Below are 20,936 nucleotides of genomic sequence, written 5' to 3'. Positions count from 1 at the left end.
AACACGTTTGCGCCGTCCCGCGGGTGGCGTCGAAGGAGATTGAAATGAACGAGCCCGAACCTATCGACCTCTTCGTGATCGGCGGCGGCATCAACGGCGCCGGCATTGCCCGCGACGCGGCGGGACGCGGACTGAAAGTCGTGCTCTGCGAAAAGGACGACCTTGCCGAGGGCACCTCGTCGCGCTCCGGCAAGCTGGTGCACGGCGGTCTGCGCTATCTCGAATATTACGAATTCCGCCTCGTGCGCGAGGCGCTGATCGAGCGCGAAGTGCTGCTCAACGCCGCCCCGCACATCATCTGGCCGATGCGTTTCGTGCTGCCGCATAGCCCTGAGGATCGCCCCGCCTGGCTCGTCCGGCTCGGGCTCTTCCTCTACGACCATCTCGGCGGACGCAAGAAGCTGCCGGGCACGCGCACGCTCGACCTCGCGCGCGACCCGGAAGGCACGCCGATCCTCGACCAGTACACCCGCGGCTTCGAATATTCCGACTGCTGGGTGGACGACGCCCGCCTCGTGACGCTGAACGCAATCGGCGCCGCCGAAAAGGGCGCCGTGGTGCTGACGCGCTCGCCCGCCGTCTCCGCCCGCCGCGAAAACGGCGCCTGGACCGTTACGACGAAAAGCAGCGTGACCGGCGAAACCCGCACCTTCCGCGCCAAATGCCTCGTCAACTGTGCCGGCCCGTGGGTGTCCGACGTCATCAACCGCGTTGCCGGCTCCAACTCCACGCGCAATGTCCGCCTCGTCAAGGGCAGCCACATCATCGTGCCGAAGTTCTGGGCGGGCTCGAATGCCTATCTCGTACAGAACCACGACAAGCGCGTCATCTTCATCAACCCCTATGAGGGCGACAAGGCGCTGATCGGCACCACCGACATCGCCTATGAAGGTCGTGCCGAGGATGTCTCCGCAGATGAGGGCGAAATCGACTACCTGCTGAAGGCGGTCAACCGCTACTTCAAGGAGAAGCTGCGCCGGCAGGATGTGCTGCACTCCTTCTCCGGCGTGCGCCCGCTCTTTGACGACGGCAAGGGCAATCCGTCCGCCGTCACCCGCGACTACGTCTTTGACCTAGACGAAACCGGCGGTGCCCCCCTGCTCAACGTCTTCGGCGGCAAGATCACCACCTTCCGCGAACTTGCCGAGCGCGGCATGCAGCGCCTCAAGCACGTCTTCCCGAACATGGGCGGCGACTGGACCGAAAAGGCCCCGCTTCCCGGCGGCGACATGCCGAACGCCGACTACGAGACCTTCGCCAACAGCCTGCGTGATACCTATCCCTGGATGCCGCGCAAGCTGGTGCACCACTATGGCCGTCTCTACGGCACGCGCACCAAGGCCATCGTTGCTGGCGCCACCAGCCTTGAAGGTCTTGGTCGGCATTTCGGCGGCCAGTTCTACGAGGCGGAAGCCCGTTATCTCGCAGCCCACGAATGGGCGCAGACGGCGGACGACATTCTTTTCCGCCGCACTAAGCATTACCTCCACCTGACGGAAGCCGAGCGCGCGGCCTTCGCCGACTGGTTCAATTCCGCCCGCCTTGCCGCTGCCTGAGGACGACCATGCCGCTGACGCTCTCGCTCAACACCAATCCGCTGGTCAACCGTTTCGCCGATCCCGACGACCTGATCGAGACCGTCGCCCGCGACCTGCGCTTGCGCGATCTGCAACTGACGCATGAGTTCATCAATCCGAGCTGGAACGCCGCGACGATCCGCCGGCTGACACGGCAGATGGACAAGGCGCTCGAACGCACCGGCGTCTGCGTCACTTCGGGCATGACCGGCCCCTATGGACGCCTCAACCATTTCGGCCATCCCGATGCCGACGTGCGCCGCTATTATGTCGACTGGTTCAAGACATTCGCAGACATTACCGGCGATCTCGGCGGCACTTCCGTCGGCACGCAGTTCGCGATCTTCACCTACAAGGATTACGACGACCCGGCCCGCCGCGAAGCGCTGATTCAGATCGCCATCGACTGTTGGGCGGAGGTCGCCGAGCATGCCAAGTCTGCCGGCCTCTCCTATGTCTTCTGGGAGCCGATGAGCATCGGCCGCGAATTCGGTGAGACGATTGAGGCCTGCCTCTCGCTCCAGGACCGGCTGACGGCTGCGAACATGGCGATCCCGATGTGGATGATGGCCGACATCGACCACGGCGATGTCACCTCTGAAAATCCCGACGATTACGAGCCCTATGCCTGGGCGCGCGCCGTGCCGAAGGTCTCCCCGATCATCCACATCAAGCAGAGCCTGATGGACAAGGGCGGCCACCGGCCGTTTACGGCGGAGTTCAACGCCAAGGGCCGCATCCAGCCCGAACCGTTGCTCAAGGCTTTTGCCGAGGGCGGCGCGGTCGACAACGAGATCTGCCTCGAACTTTCCTTCAAGGAGCGCGAACCGAACGACCGGCAGGTCATTGCGCAGATCGCCGAAAGCATTGCCTTCTGGGCGCCGCATATCGATACCGGCGCGTCCGATCTCAAGCTCGGTTGACCGTCAAGCGACCGTCTGCAAATGCGATTCGAGCCAGGACGCGCGGCGAGATTTGCGTGCCGATTCGCGTCGAAACAAAGAGATAGGACACTTTCGGGAACAAGCGGAAATGTCCCAGGACTTGGCCTGAAGACCGCCTCGGGCTACAGAACAGGACAGGACATCGCGATGACCGACAACGAAGAATCCCTCGCCGTCCGCGCCGCCTGGCTGCACTACATCGGCGGGTTCACCCAGTCCGCCGTCGCGAAAAGGCTCGGCATTCCCTCGGTCAAGGCACATCGGCTGATCGCACGCGCCGTTGCCGAGGGCGTCGTGAAGGTCAGCATCGACGGCGAGATCGCCGAATGTGCCAACCTGGAGGTCGACCTTTCGACCCGCTACGGGCTGGACTATTGCGAGGTGGCGCCGGATACCGACGACGATCCGCTGGCGCTGACGACGCTCGGTCATTCGGGGGCGGACTTCCTGCGGCGCGAAATCGAGCGCGGCGAAGCGTCCGTCATCGGCTTCGGCCACGGCCGCACACTTTCGGCCGCTGTTCATCATCTGCCGCGCATCGCCGCCGGCAGCACGCGCTTCGTCTCCCTGCTCGGCGGCCTCACCCGCAACTATGCCGCCAACCCCTACGACGTCATGCATCGCCTGGCGGAGAAGACCGGCACGCAGGCCTATGTGATGCCCGTGCCGTTCTTCGCCAACACCGAGGAAGACCGCGAAGTGCTGCTCTCCCAGCGCGGCGTGAGCGAAGTCTTCAACCTTGCCCGCAGCGCCGACCTCAAGATCGTCGGCATCGGCACCGTCGACAACCAGGCGCATCTCGTCAAATCGGGCATGCTGCAGCCGGACGAGCTGGAGGAGATCGCAGCTCTCGGCGGCATCGGCGAACTGCTTGGCCACTTCTTCGACAGCAAGGGCCGGATCCTGGAAACCTCCGTCACGGCGAGAACGCTCGCGGCCTCCTTCTCCGAGACCGGTGAGGACCGCATCGTCGCCATCGCCGGAGGCCCGGTGAAGACGGAAGCGATCCGGGCCGTGCTGCACAGCCACAAGCTCCACGGGCTGATCACCGACGAGCGCACGGCGCGTCAGCTGCTGCAAAGCTCGACGTGAGGAAAGTCACAAAATCACAAATTTCATGTTATAATTTGTCAGGAACAATGTTATAGCCGGCCGCGGCGTAGGATGGAGAACGCGGTGAAACGGGAAGAGCGCAGGCAGGAGATCATCAATCTTCTGGTCGAAAGCCGGGCCGTCGAACTCGACGACATCGCGGCGCGCTTCGGCGTTTCCAGGATGACCATCCATCGCGACCTCGACGATCTCGAACGTGCGGGTGTACTGCGCAAGGTGCGCGGGGGCGCCACGATCGATGCCGGCACACAATTCGAAAGCGATTTCCGGTTTCGCGAGTTGCAGGAATCCGACGTCAAGCGCGCACTGGCGGAGACGGCAGCAAGCCTGGTCGAACCCGGCATGACCGTGATGATCAACGACGGCTCGATGGCGTCTGTGCTCGGCGACGTGCTCTGCCAGAAGAAGCCGATCACCATCATCACCAACAATGCCGCGATCATGGAGCGTGCCAAGGCCATCGCCGGGGTGACGCTGATGGGCACAGGCGGGGTCTATTCCGCCAAGTTCAACGCCTATTTCGGCATCGTCACGGAAGAGGCCCTGTCGCGGCTGCGCGCCGACATCGCCTTTATCTCCGCGCCGGCCGCATCCGGCCGGCTCGCCTATCACATGGACGAGGCGGTGGTCCGCTCCAAGCAGGCGATGATGGCCGCAAGCGGCCAGAAGTGCCTTGTGATCAACAGCCGCCGTTTCGGCCACACGGCGCTGCATGTGCTTGCCGATCTCGCCGAATTCGACACGATCATATCCGACAAACCCCTGCCCCCCGACACCTCAGCCGAGCTCGGCAGCGGCGGAACGGCGGTCAGGATCGCAAAGGAGACAACAACATGAACCAAAGCCGGACGTTCTGGGTCGGTACGAGCTGGAAGATGAACAAGACGCTGGCGGAGGCGAAGGTCTTCGCCGAAGGCCTGAAAGCGGCCGACGGCGGCCGCGACACTCGCATTCAGCGCTTCGTCATCCCCCCGTTTACCGCCGTGCGCGAAGTCAAGGCGATGCTGTCGGCCACCTCTGTCAAGGTCGGCGCACAGAACATGCATTGGGCCGACGAAGGCGCCTGGACCGGCGAGGTCTCCCCGGTCATGCTGAAGGATTGCAATCTCGATCTCGTCGAGCTTGGCCATTCCGAACGCCGCGAGCATTTCGGCGAAACCGACGAGACGGTCGGGCTCAAGACGGAAGCGGCCGTGCGCCACGGCCTCGTGCCGCTGATCTGCATCGGCGAAACGCTTGCCGACCGCGAAAGCGGCAACGCAACCGAGGTGCTGGCCAGGCAGGTGCGCGGTGCGCTCGCCAAGCTTGAGGGCACCCAGAAGCAGGCAGAGATCCTGCTCGCCTACGAACCCGTCTGGGCGATCGGCGAAAAGGGCATCCCGGCGACTGCCGACTATGCGGACGCGCGCCATGCCGAGATCGCCAAGGTGGCGGAAGATGTGCTCGGCCGCCGCATTCCCTGCCTCTACGGCGGTTCGGTAAACCCGCAGAACTGCGAGGAACTGATCGCCTGCCCGAACATAGACGGGCTCTTCATCGGCCGCTCAGCCTGGAAGGTTGAAGGCTATCTCGACATTCTGGCGCGTTGCGCCGCAACGATCTGAAAGGAGATCTCTCATGAAACTCGCAATAGCCGGTGACAGCGCGGGCGAAGGCCTCGCAAAAGTTCTCGCCGATTACCTCAAGGACCGCCATGACGTGCACGAAGTCTCGCGCACCGATGCCGGCCCGGACGCATTCTATGCCAATATCTCCGACCGTGTCGGCTCCGCCGTCATCGCCGGCGAATACGACCGCGCCATCCTCGTCTGCGGCACCGGCATCGGCGTCTGCATCTCCGCCAACAAGGTGCCCGGCATCCGCGCCGCGCTGACGCACGACACCTATTCTGCCGAGCGCGCCGCCCTTTCCAACAACGCCCAGATCATCACCATGGGCTCCCGCGTCATCGGCCCCGAACTCGCCAAGGCCATTGCCGACGCCTACCTCGCGCAGACCTTCGACGAAAACGGCCGCTCTGCCGGCAACGTCAAGGCGATCAACGAGGTGGATGCCAAGTACAACGCTGCAGCAAAATAAGCAGCTCCCTCGCTTAGCGAAGCAAAGAGCCCCGGCCATTGGCCGGGGCTCCCGAAATGCCTTCGTCTCGATCGCGTCAGAACAACGCGGCCGTCTTCTGCAGCGTGATCCATACGCCCCAGAGGATCGGAATGCCGACGACGGCCCACGCAAGTGCAGCCTGACCGTCAAGCCCGCCCTTGCCGATGCCGAAGGAGCCCGTGGGGCCTGCCTGTGCGGCTGCGGACTTTGCCTGAAGGGCGGCGACTTCTTCCGGTTTCATGTACCATTTTTCCGAGAGCGGCCGTACCAGCGCGTTGGCCACAAGGCCCAGCGCCAGCATGCCGGCGAGAATGTACATGGTGAAGTCATACACCTGGTCGCGCGGAATGCCGGCGGAAATCTGGAACTCCCGGATATAGTTCACCACGACCGGGCCGATGATCCCGGCCGTCGCCCAGGCCGTCAGCAGCCGGCCGTGGATGGCGCCCACGAACTGCGTGCCGAAGATGTCGGCCAGATAGGCCGGGATTGTTGCAAAGCCCCCACCGTACATCGACAGGATGATGCAGAAAATGCCGACGAACAGAACCTGGCTGCCCAGGTGTGCCGCCGTCGGAGCCAGCGCATAGAGCACGATGCCGAGAACGAAGAAGGTATAGTAGGTGTTCTTGCGGCCGAGCCTGTCGGAGAGCGATGCCCAGAAGAAGCGCCCGCCAATGTTGAAGAGCGAAAGCAGGCCGGCAAAGCCCGCCGCGATCGCCGCAATCGCGGCCTTCTGGTCCGCGTTGAGCTCGGTGAAGGTCAATTCAGGCTGCCCGATGAGCCGGCCGCCGAAGATTTCCTGCAGCATGGGCGACGCCATGCCGATAACCCCGATACCTGCCGAAACGTTGAGGCAGAGCACCGCCCAGATCAACCAGAACTGCTTGGTCTTGTGAGCATCGCGCAGGTGGACATGGTGGGCGGTAATCATCGCCGATTTGGTATTCGACGGCGGTGTCCAGCCCTCCGGGCGCCAGCCGGCCGGCGGAATGCGGTAGCCGAAGGCACCGCCCATCATGAAGACGAAATAGATCGCCGCCATGACAAGGAAGGTCTGCCACACACCAACGGAATCCGGACCCTTGAAGCTGTTCATCAACATGTCGGCGAGCGGGGCGCCGATCATCGCGCCACCGCCGAAGCCCATGATCGCCATGCCGGTCGCCATGCCGCGGCGGTCCGGGAACCATTTGATCAGCGTCGAGACCGGCGAGATATAGCCGAGGCCAAGGCCCACGCCGCCGATAACGCCGGCACCGAGCCACATCAGCCAGAGCTGGTGGCTCAGGACGCCGAGTGCCGCAACCGCGATGCCGCCGCACCAACAGACGGCCGAGACGACGCCGGCCTTGCGGGGGCCGGCCCGCTCCAGCCAGCCGCCCCATATGGCGGCAGACGAGCCGAGCAGGACGAAGAACAGCGTGTATATCCAGCCGAGGTCCGAGACGCGCCAGTTGCAGTTCGTCGTAAACAGCGCGGACACGAGCGACATGTCGGCACAGGTCGCGGCCTGATCGGCTCCGAGCGCGTTGGAAAGCGGTAGCCAGAACACGCTGAAGCCGTAGGCCATGCCGATACAAAGATGGATGGCGAGCGCTGCCGGCGGAACCAGCCAGCGGTTGAAGCCGGGCTTGGCGATGATGCGCTCCCGGTCGAGGATGCCGCCGGATTGGGAACCGGCATAGGTCTCGGTTGATGCAGTCATTGGGTCTCCTCCGCCGCGCACCCCCTCGGATGCGAAGATTTCGTTATGGAAAGGCGGGCAGGATCGCCCTTAGGTGTCCGCATCGCCTGCATCCTCCGTGCAAGCAGCAGGCACCGCCCCCGCGACCTGCTTTGCAAGGTGCGTGCCAGGAAAAAACCTGCGAGGAATCATGGGTTTCCGCGAAAGATGCAGGTCAGTCCGGACATTTTGTCCGCATCCAGGGGACAAAATGTCCGGTCAGGCTGCTTCCGGCAGCCAGATAGTGAAGCTCGCGCCCCTGCCGGGCGAGCTTGTGGCGGAGATTGCGCCGCCCTGTCGCGTCACCAGGGTCTGGCTGATCGACAGGCCGAGGCCCGTCCCTTCCTGACGCTTGGTCGTGAAGAACGGGTCGAAGACCTTTGCGACCACGTCCGCAGCCATGCCCACGCCCGTATCGCTGACGACGATCTCGACCCCGCTCCGCCCGCTGCGCTCGCCATCCCGCGTCGCAATGGTCAGCCTGCCGCCGTCGGGCATGGCATGGATGGCGTTGACCACGAGATTGACGACGACCTGCTGGAGTTCGGTGCGGTTCATCAGCACCAGTCGTTCGGCCGTATTTTCCAGCTGCACGTCGATCGTGGCCTTGGCCAGCAAATGCTGGACCAGCGGCATGCAGTCCGCCACCGCCATGCCGGGCGCGTGGCGACCGGCGAAACCGGCAAATTCCTCCGGCTTTGCGAATTGCAGGAGCTTGGTCACGATCTGGCTGATGCGCTGGATCTGCTCGTCGAGAAGCCGGAATTCGACCTTCGCAAGCTCGGCCTTTTCGCCGACGATCGCCCGCACGACCTCCAGGTTGCCTTGCATGACAGCGATCGGATTGTTGATCTCGTGCGCGACGCCTGCGGTGATCTCGCCAATGGCAGCAAGCTTTTCGGACAGGATGAGCTGCTTGGTGGTCGCTTCGAGCTGCCGATTGGCAAGCTTCAATTCACGGGTACGCTCGTCGACACGCGCGTTCAGCTCCTCGTTCCAGCGACGCAGCTCCTGGTCGTTCTGTTCGAGCTGGCCGAGCAGGTCGTCGAGATGCACGGCGACGCGGCCGATCTCGTCCTGGCTGTCGACGGGACCGGTCCGCGCCGAAAGATCGCCGCCCTCGACCTTGGCAATGGTCGCGTCAACGCGCTCCAACGGTTCGAAAATGCCGCGCGCCCAGCGCAGGAAAATCGGTACGCTCGCCGCCGTGATCGCGAGGAAAACCACGGCAATGGTCAACGCCGTCCGGTATTTTGCCGCCGTAAACGGCGCCTCGAGAAAGCCCACATAGAGCATGCCCACGCGCCTGCCGAAACTGTCGATGATCGGCTCGTAGGCGGAAACATACCAGTCATTGACGACGAAGGCGCTGTCGAGCCAGGTGCGCCCCTCCCCCAGCACCGCCGAACGTACGGCCGAGGAGACACGGGTGCCGAGCGCGCGGCGCCCCTCGAACAGGCGCACATTCGTGCTGATGCGCACGTCATCGAGGAAGAGCGTTGCTGTGCCCTGGCTGCCTTCCGGCAGGCTCGCCTCGCGATAGACGAGGTCGTTGATCGTATCGATGAAGACGAGGTTCTGATTGAGCAGGATACCGCCGACGATCACTCCCGCCCGCCCCTCGCCAAGCGTGACGGGGCTGGCGCTCTGCACGACCATGCCGCGCGTCTCCTCCGTACGGTCGGTCGGCACCGCATTCGGCGTCTGAACGAGCGGCAGCCGCGCGCGGGCGGCAAGGTCCGGCGAGAGTCTCTCGAGATCGGCGTTGTCGAAGATGTCTATGCCCGTTGCGGCCTTGCCCGTAAGCACATCGCGGATGACGGGCCAGTCGGTGCGGAGCGCATCGGCGGTCTCGGAGGTGACGGACACAACGAGCCGGCCATCGGGCGCCATCACATAGAGGAAATCGAGTTCCAATCGCGCGCGTGCCTCTTTCAGGAGACCCCGTAGTGCTGCGACGTCGCCGGCCGCATCCCGGAAGCGGGCGGAAGCCCCGAGCGCGGTGACGTGCTCGCCCGTATTTTCGAGAATGTGGGCGAGATACTGATGGGCGATGGTGAGGTCGCCGTTGACCTTGGAAATCAGCGTCGCATCGAACTTTTCGTTCCAGCGATAGACCGTGACGCCGAGCAACAGCGGCAGCACCACGAGCATGGGCAGAAGGGCGATAGCGAGCAACCGGTAGCGCACGGAGCGCGCCGGCCGGAACGCGTCTTTGGATCTGCCTTCAACCATCCCAGGCGGCCAGCTTGCGGTCGATGGTCTTGCGCGAAATGCCAAGCCGCCGGGCCGCCTCCTCGCGCTGGCCGTTGCAATCGGCGAGCACGGAGAGAATGTGGCGCCGTTCCACATCGGCCAGCGCTCCGCCCTCGCCGGGCGCCGGCGCAGCCGTGCCCGATCCCAGCCCTTCGGGGAACCGGCCGAGGATCAGTGTACGCTCGATCAGGTTGCGCAGTTCCCGCACGTTGCCGGGCCAGTCGTAGGTGGCGAGTGCCTGCCTGGCCGACGCGTCGATCGGCACGGCGGGCATGCCGAGCTGGGCGGAGAGCTTTTTCATGAACAGCGTCGCAAGCTCGATTGCATCGCCATCGCGCGCCTTCAGCGGCGGAAGATGGATCTGCATGACATTGATGCGGAAGAAGAGGTCCGCGCGGAAGCGGCCCGCCTGAACCTCTTTTTCCAATTCCGCATTGGTGGCAAAGACGAAGCGCAGGTCGACCGGAACCTCGCGTTCCGAACCGACGGGACGCACTTTTCGGTCCTCCAGCACACGCAGCAGCTTGCTCTGCGTCGCAAGCGGCATTTCGCTTATCTCGTCCAGGAAAAGGGTGCCGCCCTGCGCATGCAGGAAAAGGCCTTCGCGTGCGCGCTCCGCGCCGGTGAAGGCGCCCTTCAGATGCCCGAAAAGCTCGCTTTCGATCATATCGGGCGGGATCGCTCCGCAATTGATTGGCACGAAAGGCTTTGCCGCCCGCTCGGACAGGGAATGCAGCGAACGCGCCGCCACCTCCTTGCCCGTGCCCGACTGGCCGGTGAGCAGGACCGACGTCGGCAGCGGCGCAACCCGGGCAATCGTCTCCCGCACCCCGGCAATGGCGGCTGATTCACCGATCAGCCGGTCGCGTAGCAGGATGTGGTCGGACGTCGCCTTCAACTCGTAGCGCAGCACATAGTTTTCGCGCTGCAGGCGGATTCGGTCGAGGCAACGTGCCACGGCATTCAGCAACTGATTGGAGCGGAAGGGCTTCAGGATGAAGTCGACGGCACCGGCCCGCAGCGCCTGGATGGCGGTTTCGAGGTCTGCATAGGCCGTCATCAGGATGGCGTCAGCAAAGAAACCGATGGCGCGCTGTTCGGCGAGCCACTCCACGCCGTTCTTCTTCGGCATGATATTGTCGAGGATCACCACGTCGAAATGATGCTGGTCGAGCTTGCGCGAGGCTTCTTCGGTATCGGCTGCCAATTCCAGGTGCTTGCAGCGCGGCCCGAGCGTGCGCAGCAGAAAGTTTCGCATCCCTGGCTCGTCATCGACGACGAGAATGGAGGCTTGAAGCAGCCAAGGGCCAAATTCCGGATCGGCAGACGTATCGCGCACAATGCGTGCGGCTTCACTTGGCACCTGATCTCCTCCTCAGCGGCAACGCCCGTAAGGCCACCACCATAGGAAGCACCTCACGGGAGCACAAGCCGGCCACCGGCCGGCCTGTGGCTTCCCGCCTTAAATGATCTCACGGCCAGCGCCCCAAGGCGTGCAGGCCCATCATCCCCAGAGAAGCGAGTTCTCGCGGTTCCCTTGTGGTCACCGAGAAGCGCGAAGGTCCCACCTCTCGGAAAAATTGTATAAAGATCTCCGATGAAGAGGCGGACGAACAGCGGTTTCGAACCTCCGTGCGAATCAAGGATCATGACGGAGGGTGGCGGCAATTCATCCAGGCTTGGTTTGCGGACGATGGCGTGGCCGTCCGTCGTCGCGCGACCGATCGGACGCATGTTGAGGATCGACATGCCAAAACTGGCGACGGTCGATTGGGATACGCATCACGGCCGTGGCAGCAGGAGGCCACTACGGCCGCTGCAGCGCTCATCAGCGCCATACGCTCTTAGCAAAAGGGGATGCGACGATCTTGCGGATCGTCGATCGCACTCGAAAACGGGACCCGAGACCAACGCAGACGGCGCACCGAATTGAGGTTGCCGCTGCCCCAACTCGTATCCGACGGCGAATTCAACGTGGGACAGCGACGGGTGGAAATCACACTACCCCTTGGTCTGGATCCGTTCGCGCCACTGCCCATTCACTGGTCATCGGCCCACCGGTGAAGGTCCACGGCTCGGACATGCGGCCGTTGGAGAGGTTACCGCTCGCATTGCCTAGCAATTGTAGACACCGGCGGCACAACGCCGTGTCGTCCGTCGGGCGACACCGGCCACGCTGACCGGCGTCAGCGGTCGGCCGACTTCGGCAACGGCAGGAGAGACGAAGCTGGGGATCGATATCCTTGGCGCGTCGCTCGCAAGGTCGCCGATGCAAAGCACAGCCGCCAAAGCAAGCGAGATGATTCCCGTGCGTTTGTAGAAGCTCATTTTTCATCTCCCAGGACGAAGTTCCCCGGCAGTTCGCCGAGGTTCTGCTTGAGGTCGTTCACATCGATCTTTTCGGCATTCGTCGGGTTCTTGAAGGCGAAATCACCCGGCATGACCGCGTCGCCGGACTTCCAGTCCCTGATCTGAACCGTGTACTCCGGAGCACCCTTGACCTCTCTGGAGGTAATGGCCAAGCGGCAGGGGAATGGTTGTTCTCCGTGGGCGACCCAGATCTGGAAATCCACATCGTCCTTGCGGAAGGCAAGAGAATCGCACTCATGACCGTTGATGACGCCGCTTCCCAGGTCCTTCGAATCGTACACACCCTGCATCAGCTCGTCATAAACGTTAGTCATCAGCAAATCTGCGGCCGGTAACGGTAGTCCATGCTTGTCCTTCAGTTCGTCTATCAGTTGATCGACCGTGCCGGCCATCTCGACCTGCGTGTACTTGTTGACGCTCTTTCCCAGAAGCGTGAGCGTCTTGCCGTCAAACAGGGCCTCGGTATCGACAAACCCGCCGGAACGGGTCGTGTGCACCTTGTCGGGCCGGCTGAGGATCACGGTGCCTGAACTTGCCAGCCCGAGCTTTTGTTCAGTATTGGTGACGACCTGGAGATTGGAATCATAACTGAACGATAGAGCCGTCTGGGCAGCCAGGTAATCGGACATGGCCTTCAGCAGTTTCTTGGCTTCGGGCGAGTTGGTCACCCGCACGAGTTCGACGCGACGATTGAGCGCTCTTCCTTCCTCTGTGTCGTTGCTGGCGATCGGCCGATCCTGCCCGGCACCCCCTGACATCAGCCTGTCAGGCTCGATCCCTCGCTCGGCCAGCGCTGCCTTGATCGTGTCGGCGCGCTCGAGTGAAAGACTTTCGTTGATCTCCGCGCTGCCGCTCGCATCCGTATGGCCGACAATTCTCAAGCTCCAATCCGGGAAGTTCTTGAGGGCGGTCGCGATGTCGTCGAGCAGTGGCTCGGCGCCCGGCTGCAATGTTGCCTTGCCGGTATCGAAGCGCAGTCCGTGAACATCGTACTGCTCCCTCGTTTGCAATGCCTGCTGCATCGCTTCCTTGCTGTACTGCATGGCCGGGTCGCTCACCCCTTGGGCCCAGGAAGCGTTACTTGCTATTGCAGAAAAGACAACTGCCGAAAAAATATTTCCAACAAACCGTCTACGAATTGACTTATGTCTAGTTGCCAACCTGCCGACGCTGATGATTTTTTCCCGCCCAGACATGTTCGTGGGTGCGTTTAACATCGCAACAATCCTTCTAATTTTACTTTAGGATTGAATTACAATGCACTTTCAATGCTATAATTAGAGAGAATATTAAGAGAAATAAATATATCAAAATTTAAAAAAACCGACACTTTAATTTGCGGGTCTATTTCGCACGATCCGCATGGCATCTGTCGGGTCGAGAACGACATCCTTGAAGCACTGAGCAGTCCCAAACGACAACGACCTTGAACTGGCGCAGCCGGAAATCATGATCCGGGGCGCTGCAAGGGCTCTACAGGCTGAACCAAGCGGAGTATGATATCGTTGTTTCCGGTCTACCCGCATCCGAGTTCTCTTTCCATGTCCAGGATCACACCGCGCTGGGAATGGCGGTCCTTCGGGAGCCGCTTCGGGTTGGCTGACGCGCAGCTTGCGCAAATGGAACCGACAGGCGTTCAGGAGAGCGATGAAATCTATCTGCTCGCTCCCGGCGGCGAGAACGTGAAAGTGCGCGACCGCCTGATGGACCTGAAGGTCCTGCGGGTGGTTAGCCCGGAAGGGCTGGAACAGTGGGAGCCAGTGCTCAAGACGGGATTTCCGCTGTCTTCGAGCGACACCGCGGCGGTTCTTGGCGCGCTTCATCAGCCTGTGCCTGGTTCCTTGCGCGAGGGTTACACGCTCGACGCGTTCCTCGAGACATTCGCAGGCCAGGACAGCGGGCTCCGGGTCGTAAAGGTCCACAAGCGGCGGGTACGATACGTGATCGGCGGCTGCACGTCCGAGCTCTCGGATGTCATTGGAAACGGAAAGGCCACCCGAACGATCGCGGTGGAATCGGAGGACGGCGGCGCTGTCGTCCGGGCCGTGGAGGGATTGGGGCTCGGCGGCTACACGAATGTCAGCTATCCCCGCGGCCTCGCAGCTCTGATCGACGGTGCGCCGGAGAGCTATGCCGTGGTCGACGTCGGGACCAACTCGGTGAAGTTCCATGCGGCCGCGCGCGATCCGGACGGCAGGTGGCGCACCCTTGCCGATCGCGCCGAGGTGACCCGCCTTGGCGAGGGGCTTGCGGAAACCGGCCGCATCGGCGATGCGCCGCTCGAGCGGACGGCGGCCGCGATTGCCAAGATGGCGGAGGAAGCCCGGCGAATGGGTGTGCGGGCCATCGCAGCAGTCGGTACCGCCGGACTGAGGATCGCTGCCAACACCGCCGACGTCGTCGCCGCGGTTCGCGCGCGCACCGGCCTTACGATCGAGGTCATTTCGGGTGAGGAAGAGGCCCGGCTGGCCTATCTGGCCACGACGGCCGCCTTGGGATCGACGGCGGGCTCGCTCGTCGTCTTCGACACCGGCGGCGGCAGTTCCCAGTTCACCTTCGGGCAAGGGGGCACGATCGACGAGCGCTTCAGCGTCGACGTCGGCGCCGCGCGCTACACCGACCGGTTCGGGCTGGACGGCGCCGTATCCGACGAGGTGCTGCGCGAGGCAATGTCGGCGATCTCGGCGGATCTCCACCGCCTCGACGGGCGCCCCTCTCCGGACAAGCTCGTGGGCATGGGCGGCGCGATAACCAACCTCACGGCGGTCAAGCATGGCCTTGCCACGTATGACCCAGACATCGTGCAGGGCACCGTCCTCGACAGTGCCGAGATCGACCGTCAGATCGAGCTCTACCGATCTCGCGATGCCAACGCCAGGCGAACCATCACCGGACTGCAGGCGAACCGCGCGGAGGTCATACTCGCGGGTGCCCTGATCGTTCGCACGATCATGCAGAAGCTTGGAAAGGCCGCGCTCACGGTCAGCGACCGCGGCCTGCGCCACGGCCTGATGGTGGAACGGTTCGGCACATAGGCGTCGGCAAGTCAGGTAATGGACACAACCGGATACCCAGGGGGACAAGATGGCTACCCTCAAGACAGTAGAATCGCCTCAAACCACTAAAGCGACGACCATGTCGGGCGAGGATGCGCTCAAGGTGCTGGAACTCCTGAAGGGGTCGACCAGCGTCGAGCTCAAGCTGATGGTTCCCGACATGGGTCATCGCGCAGCGGTCAAGGGACTCCGCTTCGACCCGGTCGAGGCGGAGCCACGGCAGGCCTATTTCTTCGATACCCCCGACCTCGCGCTGAACAAGGCTGGCGTGGTCGTGCGCGCCCGGAGAATCCAGGGCGGTGGTGGGGATACCGTTATCAAGCTGCGCCCCGTCGATCCGGAAACGATCGATCCCGAGCTGCGCCGTGTGCCGGGCTTCAAGATCGAACTCGACGCCATGCCGGGTGGATACGTCTGTTCGGCCTCCTACAAGGGCGTATGCACGGGCCAGGAGGTGCTCGATGTAACGGAAGGCCGATCGCCGCTCGAGCCGCTGTTTTCCCGAGAACAGCGCGCCTTCTACCAGGCACACGCTCCTGTGGGCATCACACTCGACTCCCTTGTGGCGCTGGGACCGACCTACCTTCTCCGCATCAAGTACCAGCCGAAGGACTTCAATCGACGCGTGACGGTCGAACTTTGGCTCTACCCGGACGGATCCCGCATCTTCGAGATCTCGACGAAGTGCAGACCCGACGAGGCCTTTCAGGTGGCTGTGGAATTCCGGGCCTTCCTGGGCAAGTGCGGCGTCGCGGCCGAGCCGAGCGACGAGACGAAAACGAGGAGCGCACTCGAGTTTTTCAGCAGGGAGATCCCGCCGGAAAAGAAAGGATGACATGCCGGCGCGTGAAGGCGTCTGCGCGACCCGAAAAGACAAGGCAGGCCGCGGTACCCGCCCCCCTATTCGCATCACCTCTCTTCTGGCAAGGTATAGTATGCGAACGCCGCGCCGAAGCGCCGCGGGCTCTAAGAACAGTGTCATTTGAAGGAAGCAGCCGTGGATTCGAAGCCGCTTTCAGATCAGGCCGATGCTGTCGCCGCCAATCGCAATCCGTTGCGCAGGACAGCACTCATCATCGTCCTCCTGGCACTCGTCCTCTTCGTGCTGTCCGTCTTCATGGAAAGACGGACGCCTTCCACGTCCCAGGCGCAGGCCCAGGCCTATGTCGTGGGCATCGCGGCTGAAGTGACGGGACAGGTAATCGAGGTCAACGTTTCCGACAATTCGTGGGTGGAAGCCAACCAGGTCCTTTTCCGCATCGATCCTGATCAATTCGAGCTCGCCGTTGCGGATGCAGAAGCCGCACTGGCGAGCGTCGGGCAAAGCATCGGTGCGTCGACTGCGGCTGTCGATTCCGCGCAGGCCAAGCTGGTGCAGGCACAGGCGGAACGCGACCATATGCGCGACGAGGTGGCCCGGGCGAGCGGACTGGTGAAGCAGGGCGTGTACCCCGAGGCCCGGTACGATGCGACCAAGACCGCCTACGATCAGGCCGAGGCGTCGGTTTCGGGGGCGGAGGCGGAACTTGCCAAAGCCAGGGAGGAGCTTGGTCCAGCCGGCCAGGACAATCCGCAGATTCGCGAGGCGCTCGCGGCACTGGAACTCGCCCGGCTCGATCTGTTGCGCACGACCGTCCGCGCGCCGTCAGCGGGCGCTATCACCAATCTGCAGCTCTCGATCGGCAAGGTCGTCACGGCGGGCCAGCCGGCGATGACGTTCATAGATATCGGAACAGTCTGGATCAACGCCGCCTTCAAGGAGAACAGCCTGGAGAATGTCGCCATAGGCAACCGGGCGGAGGTTCTTTTCGATGCGCTGCCAGGTCGGCTCTTTCCTGCCAGGGTCGAAAGCATCGGCGCCGGCGTATCGCAGGAGGGGACCGATCCGGGGACAGGACTGCCGACGATCCGAAACGACACCGGCTGGGTCAGGGAGGCGCAGCGCTTTCCCGTCAGGTTGGTTCTGGACGGGGAGCGTCCTCGAGGGATCCGCTATGGCTCACAGGCGAACGTCGTCATCTACACCGGGGATCATCCGATAACCAATACCTGGGGCTGGCTTTGGATCCGCATCGTGTCAGTGCTGACCTATGTCGGCTGATCGCGACAATCCTCTTGCCGAGCAGCGTCGAAAGGGACTGCGGGTGGCGTTTGCAGTCTCCGTGGGCTTCACCGCCGCCGTGGCAATGGGTGCGATCGTGCCGTTCCTCGTGCCCATGTTTGCCGCGCAGTTCCTGTTGGGCAGCACCGCCCCGATGCCGCTGGGCAAGACATTGGGGGCAGCCTTGCTGATCTTCTTTACGGGTGTCGGCATGATGGTGCTGACCAACCTGTTCGGCGATCGTCATGCGACCTTCCTGATCCTCTTGGGGCTGATCTACTTCTTCTGCTTCGTGGCGCAGTTGTCGGGCAAAGGTGGTCCCGCGATCTTTCTTGTACAGGTGGTCGCAATCATGGTTCCGCTGATCGGGATTCTGAACAAGGACCTTGCGAATTCGATCCTTTCGATCCTCGTGACCGGCATCCTCGGCGGCACGCTTCTGATGTGGCTGGCCCATGCGGTGATCCCGGAGCCGCCTTCGACGCGCGCCGTGGAGACTTCGGCTACCGTCCGGTCGCCTTCTTACCGGCGGGCACTGGCGAATACGGCAATCCTGCTGGTGGCGGTCGCGGCCTGCCTGATCAACGATCAACTGTCCGCAGCACTCGTGATCCCCATCACCGTCGCCTCGCTGCTCGGCCAGCTCGATCTCTCTGCGAGCGGCCGCGTGGCTATCGGGCTGGTGATCGTCAATCTGTCGGGCGGGATCCTGGCATCCGTCGCCTACTCCATCCTCATGCTGCGCCCCAACCTGTTTACGATCTTCCTGATCGTGCTGGCGGTAACGCTGATCCTTGGCGGGCGCGCCGCGGCCGCTTCGAAAGACGCCAAGATGTTCGCAGGCGCGCTGACGACGTTCCTGATCCTGTTCGGGCTCGGCGTGTCACCGGTGCCCGGCAGCGCTGCCGAATCTTTCGCGACCCGCATCGTCTTTGTCGGCACAGCCTTGATCTATGCGCTGCTGTTGGCTGTACTCCTTTGGCCAAGATCGGAGTTGCGGGAAGGCCAAGCCAGTTGACAAGCGCGGGTCTCGGAGGTTCCGTTTGCCCTCCCCGGAAACGTGCAGGACGTACTCAGGCGGCCGGGGCCGACCGTTTTCCTTTTGCGCCAAGCCAAAGCTGCAACACGGTCCAGAGCACGGCGAGCGTCGTCGCACCGATGAACATGCCGGTAAAACCCCAGGCAGCCAGTCCGCCGATGACGCCGATGAAGAGCACGAGCATCGGTAGTTCGCCGCTGCGCGCAATCAGCATGGGCTTGACGAAGGTGTCGGTCCCCATCAGCGCAACAATCCCCCATACGACCATGAAAATTGCCCAGCCGGTCTGACCCTCGGCACCCAGCCAGATTGCCACCGGCACCCAAACCAGCAACGGCCCGATTTGGATGACGGCCAGGAAAAACGTCGCTGCGGCCAAGGCAACGGCTCCTGGAACGCCGGCGACTGCGAAGCCGATCCAGGCCAGTACCCCCTCGAGCACGGCGGTTCCAACGACACCGACTGCAACGCCCTGTATGGCCTTCCCCGCAGCAGCCAGGTCTTCTCTTCCGCTCGGCCCGACGATGTGCTCGAGGATGGCGGTGATGTACCCCAATACGCGGTCGCGTGAGGCATGAAATATCGCGGCCACAATCACACCCGCGAAAATTTCAAGGACAGCGAACAAGAGGCCTGCCCCCAGAGCCAGGAGCCACTTTCCTATCGCCGCGAGTTGCGGCTGGTATCGCTCCAGCAACACCAGGCCATCGCGCTGCAGGTTCTGCCAGAACGCCGCCACGTCGTCGCCGACCAGCGGAAGTCCCGTAAGCCAACCGGGAAGGTTGGGGATACCGCGCGTACCGGCCTCCCTGAGCCAGGCCTCGGCGACACTCAGATAGCTGGCAATGGATGAGCAGAGATAGATCAGCGGCACGATGGTGATGGCCGCGGTGACGACGCCGAAAATCACGGCTGCGAGCTTTCGTCTCCCGTCCAGCAGTTCGACCAATCGATCAAACAGCCCCGCGGTGGCGATGGACAGGATCACCGCATAGGTCAGGATGCCGACAAAGGGCAACAACACCCGGAAAGACGCGGCTATCAGCAGGGACATCAGCAACAATGCCAGGGCGGTCTCCACGACATACTGGCGCTGTCCCCCGTCGCTACGCACTTCTTGCATGACAACACCTCCTGGATTGGATCGGAAGTCGAAGCCTGTCCCAGCGGGGGAGCAGGCGCACATGACTGCGTAACACTGGTCCTCGTTTCCCCCGCGGTGGGTCCCGCACCGCAATCGGCTGTCTCACGATCTGGCGTTCTCCCCATGCGCGTCCCGTCGCGAGAACCATATTTCCGAGACCTTGAACAGAAATGCCGTGGTCCAGCCGAACAACAGGATCCCGTTCACGCCTTCGATGGCACTGGCGAGCCGCCACTCGGGGGATAGCGTGATGTCGCCATAACCGATCGTGGCGAAGGTAATCGCCGAGAAATAGACGGCTTCCTCGAAGCTCGGCAGTTCGCCCGTCAGCCGGTACACAACCGCCCACACCATGATCTCGATAAGGTGTGCAATCACAAAACCGACGACAAAAAAGCAAGTGATGCCCAGTCGGGCGTACCCGGCAAGCTTCCTGGACCCGGTCAAGGGACCTCGTCCTATATGGAACAGCAGCATCACTGCCGTGCCGTGAATGAAGATCGTGGTCAGCAGCACAGCAATGGCCGTGATAACTTGAAGCAACATCTTGGCCCGCCCTCCCCGCAACTTGCCGTGTCCTTCAACCGCGCCGTCGCCCGGTCGTCGAACAAAGCTGCTTGTCCACTCCGGTGGCGCTGGACCAGCGCCGCTGTTCCAGCGGCGAGACTGAATTTGCGGTTCTTGGACACCAGCCTGCCTCAGAAACCCGCGAGGCAAAAGTAACTTACTGTAGCGGTGGGGTTGCGTCCGGTTTCCGGTCGCATGATCCCGTCACCCTTCGCCGCACCGGAGGTCCCCAGCCGCAGATCTCCGCAATCCCAAGAGCGCCTCACTCACACCGCCCCAAATTGAAGGGCGACGACATTGCATGTGAACCATGCTATCGTTTTCCCTGAACATAGGTGGGAGCAGCCATGTGACGCCGCTGTTCACGGCGCATTTTCCCTAGCGCTCAATTGGGCGCGCCGGTTTTCACTCGTTTCAACTCGACCGCACGACGGCGCAAACAGGATCGACAGGTCGGCAGTCGTTCGCGAGGGCGAAGTGGGCTACATCAAACAGATTCTCGCCTCCGAAGCCGACGACGTGACGATGAAAGCGCAGATCATAAGGCGTCTCGAAGAAGACTAATCGCCGCGTTGACGATCCCTATTGCAAGGCCAGCGATCAGGTCAAAGCCGCCCTCAACGCCCACCCCAACGTCGAGATCCGTCTGTTCAACCCGACGAGGAACCGGAGGTGGTCCAGGCGCTGGCGGCTCAAGGCGCCGAGCTGCGCGATAGTCTCGTGTGGGCGCCAGGCCGGATCATCGCCGACGACCCGGAAGCAATCGCCCGCGGCAAGGCAGCCGACGACGTGGTCGCCTTCATTCGCGGACGGGTCGGATGACGTCCCGAGAGGTGGTGTATCAGGCTAGCGGTGGTCATCGGCTTTTTCCGGTAGGGTTGGGTTGTTCAAGCACAACCTGATGGAAAGACCACCGATGACCAATGACATGATGGACCTGCGC

The 20,936-nt window shown here is 62.8% G+C and carries 18 protein-coding genes; 11 read left to right on the top strand and 7 right to left on the bottom strand.

Features of this window, described 5'->3' with window-relative positions:
* The first annotated feature begins 44 nt into the window (after positions 1–44).
* The 6 genes from HV823_RS18450 to derI all read left to right on the top strand — a co-directional run bounded on the left by HV823_RS18450 (position 45) and on the right by derI (position 5,713).
* Positions 45–1,556 carry a glycerol-3-phosphate dehydrogenase gene (locus HV823_RS18450; protein WP_176951212.1) on the top strand — a complete coding sequence of 504 codons (1,512 nt, stop codon included), beginning with the start codon at positions 45–47 and terminating at the stop codon, positions 1,554–1,556.
* A gap of 8 nt (positions 1,557–1,564) precedes the next feature.
* On the top strand, positions 1,565–2,500 hold the full coding sequence (locus HV823_RS18445; protein WP_176951211.1) for a sugar phosphate isomerase/epimerase family protein: 936 nt from the start codon (positions 1,565–1,567) through the stop codon (positions 2,498–2,500).
* Between the two features lie 168 nt (positions 2,501–2,668).
* Positions 2,669–3,613 carry a sugar-binding transcriptional regulator gene (locus tag HV823_RS18440; protein WP_176951210.1) on the top strand — a complete coding sequence of 315 codons (945 nt, stop codon included), beginning with the start codon at positions 2,669–2,671 and terminating at the stop codon, positions 3,611–3,613.
* A gap of 84 nt (positions 3,614–3,697) precedes the next feature.
* Positions 3,698–4,471 carry a DeoR family transcriptional regulator gene (locus HV823_RS18435; RefSeq protein WP_176951209.1) on the top strand — a complete coding sequence of 258 codons (774 nt, stop codon included), beginning with the start codon at positions 3,698–3,700 and terminating at the stop codon, positions 4,469–4,471.
* Entirely contained in the window at positions 4,468–5,238 is a 771-nt protein-coding gene (locus HV823_RS18430) for a triose-phosphate isomerase (RefSeq protein ID WP_176951208.1), read from the top strand. Before HV823_RS18435 ends, HV823_RS18430 begins: the two co-directional genes overlap by 4 nt.
* A gap of 13 nt (positions 5,239–5,251) precedes the next feature.
* Entirely contained in the window at positions 5,252–5,713 is a 462-nt protein-coding gene (gene derI, locus HV823_RS18425; protein WP_176951207.1) for a D-erythrulose-4-phosphate isomerase, read from the top strand.
* 76 nt (positions 5,714–5,789) lie between these two features.
* Here the strand turns inward: derI and HV823_RS18420 are convergent, their stop codons facing one another.
* The 5 genes from HV823_RS18420 to HV823_RS18400 all read right to left on the bottom strand — a co-directional run bounded on the left by HV823_RS18420 (position 5,790) and on the right by HV823_RS18400 (position 13,201).
* Positions 5,790–7,442, bottom strand: coding sequence for an OFA family MFS transporter (locus HV823_RS18420; protein WP_176951206.1), 1,653 nt, complete (start codon positions 7,440–7,442; stop codon positions 5,790–5,792).
* A 237-nt stretch (positions 7,443–7,679) separates the two neighbouring features.
* Positions 7,680–9,695, bottom strand: a complete 2,016-nt coding sequence (locus HV823_RS18415; RefSeq protein ID WP_176951205.1) for a sensor histidine kinase — start codon at positions 9,693–9,695, stop codon at positions 7,680–7,682.
* The gene (locus tag HV823_RS18410; protein ID WP_176951204.1) at positions 9,688–11,079 is read right to left on the bottom strand and encodes a sigma 54-interacting transcriptional regulator; all 1,392 of its coding nucleotides are present in this window, start codon (positions 11,077–11,079) and stop codon (positions 9,688–9,690) included. The genes HV823_RS18415 and HV823_RS18410 overlap by 8 nt, the downstream gene beginning before the upstream one ends.
* A gap of 752 nt (positions 11,080–11,831) precedes the next feature.
* Entirely contained in the window at positions 11,832–12,044 is a 213-nt protein-coding gene (locus tag HV823_RS18405; RefSeq protein ID WP_176951203.1) for a hypothetical protein, read from the bottom strand.
* Positions 12,041–13,201 carry a DUF2092 domain-containing protein gene (locus HV823_RS18400; RefSeq protein WP_425487679.1) on the bottom strand — a complete coding sequence of 387 codons (1,161 nt, stop codon included), beginning with the start codon at positions 13,199–13,201 and terminating at the stop codon, positions 12,041–12,043. Before HV823_RS18400 ends, HV823_RS18405 begins: the two co-directional genes overlap by 4 nt.
* Positions 13,202–13,681: 480 nt before the next feature.
* On the opposite strand from HV823_RS18400, the gene HV823_RS18395 reads away from it, so the two are divergent.
* The 4 genes from HV823_RS18395 (at position 13,682) to HV823_RS18380 (ending at position 18,261) form a co-directional block, all read left to right on the top strand.
* A complete protein-coding gene (locus HV823_RS18395; protein ID WP_210270855.1) occupies positions 13,682–15,121 on the top strand; it encodes a Ppx/GppA phosphatase family protein in 1,440 nt (479 codons plus the stop codon).
* Positions 15,122–15,170: 49 nt separating this feature from the next.
* Positions 15,171–15,977 (top strand): CYTH domain-containing protein, encoded by an 807-nt coding sequence (locus tag HV823_RS18390; RefSeq protein WP_176951201.1) that lies wholly within the window; start codon positions 15,171–15,173, stop codon positions 15,975–15,977.
* 162 nt (positions 15,978–16,139) lie between these two features.
* Positions 16,140–17,243 (top strand): HlyD family secretion protein, encoded by a 1,104-nt coding sequence (locus HV823_RS18385; RefSeq protein ID WP_176951200.1) that lies wholly within the window; start codon positions 16,140–16,142, stop codon positions 17,241–17,243.
* A complete protein-coding gene (locus HV823_RS18380; protein WP_176951199.1) occupies positions 17,233–18,261 on the top strand; it encodes a DUF2955 domain-containing protein in 1,029 nt (342 codons plus the stop codon). The genes HV823_RS18385 and HV823_RS18380 overlap by 11 nt, the downstream gene beginning before the upstream one ends.
* A 55-nt stretch (positions 18,262–18,316) precedes the next feature.
* On the opposite strand, the gene HV823_RS18375 is transcribed toward HV823_RS18380, so the two are convergent.
* Both HV823_RS18375 and HV823_RS18370 read right to left on the bottom strand, forming a co-directional pair.
* Positions 18,317–19,405: an AI-2E family transporter gene (locus HV823_RS18375; protein WP_176951198.1), complete on the bottom strand. Its 1,089-nt coding sequence runs from the start codon at positions 19,403–19,405 to the stop codon at positions 18,317–18,319.
* 123 nt (positions 19,406–19,528) lie between these two features.
* On the bottom strand, positions 19,529–19,972 hold the full coding sequence (locus HV823_RS18370) for a potassium channel family protein (RefSeq protein ID WP_176951197.1): 444 nt from the start codon (positions 19,970–19,972) through the stop codon (positions 19,529–19,531).
* 693 nt (positions 19,973–20,665) lie between these two features.
* Between HV823_RS18370 and HV823_RS18365 the strand changes: the two genes are divergently transcribed.
* The gene (locus HV823_RS18365; RefSeq protein WP_176951196.1) at positions 20,666–20,815 is read left to right on the top strand and encodes a hypothetical protein; all 150 of its coding nucleotides are present in this window, start codon (positions 20,666–20,668) and stop codon (positions 20,813–20,815) included.
* The last annotated feature ends 121 nt before the right edge of the window (positions 20,816–20,936 follow it).

Source organism: Mycoplana rhizolycopersici, assembly GCF_013378445.1.
Taxonomy (GTDB): Bacteria; Pseudomonadota; Alphaproteobacteria; order Rhizobiales; family Rhizobiaceae; genus Mycoplana; species Mycoplana rhizolycopersici.
The sequence above is the reverse complement of the archived record's forward strand: the minus strand, read 5'-3'. Positions and strand labels throughout refer to the sequence as shown.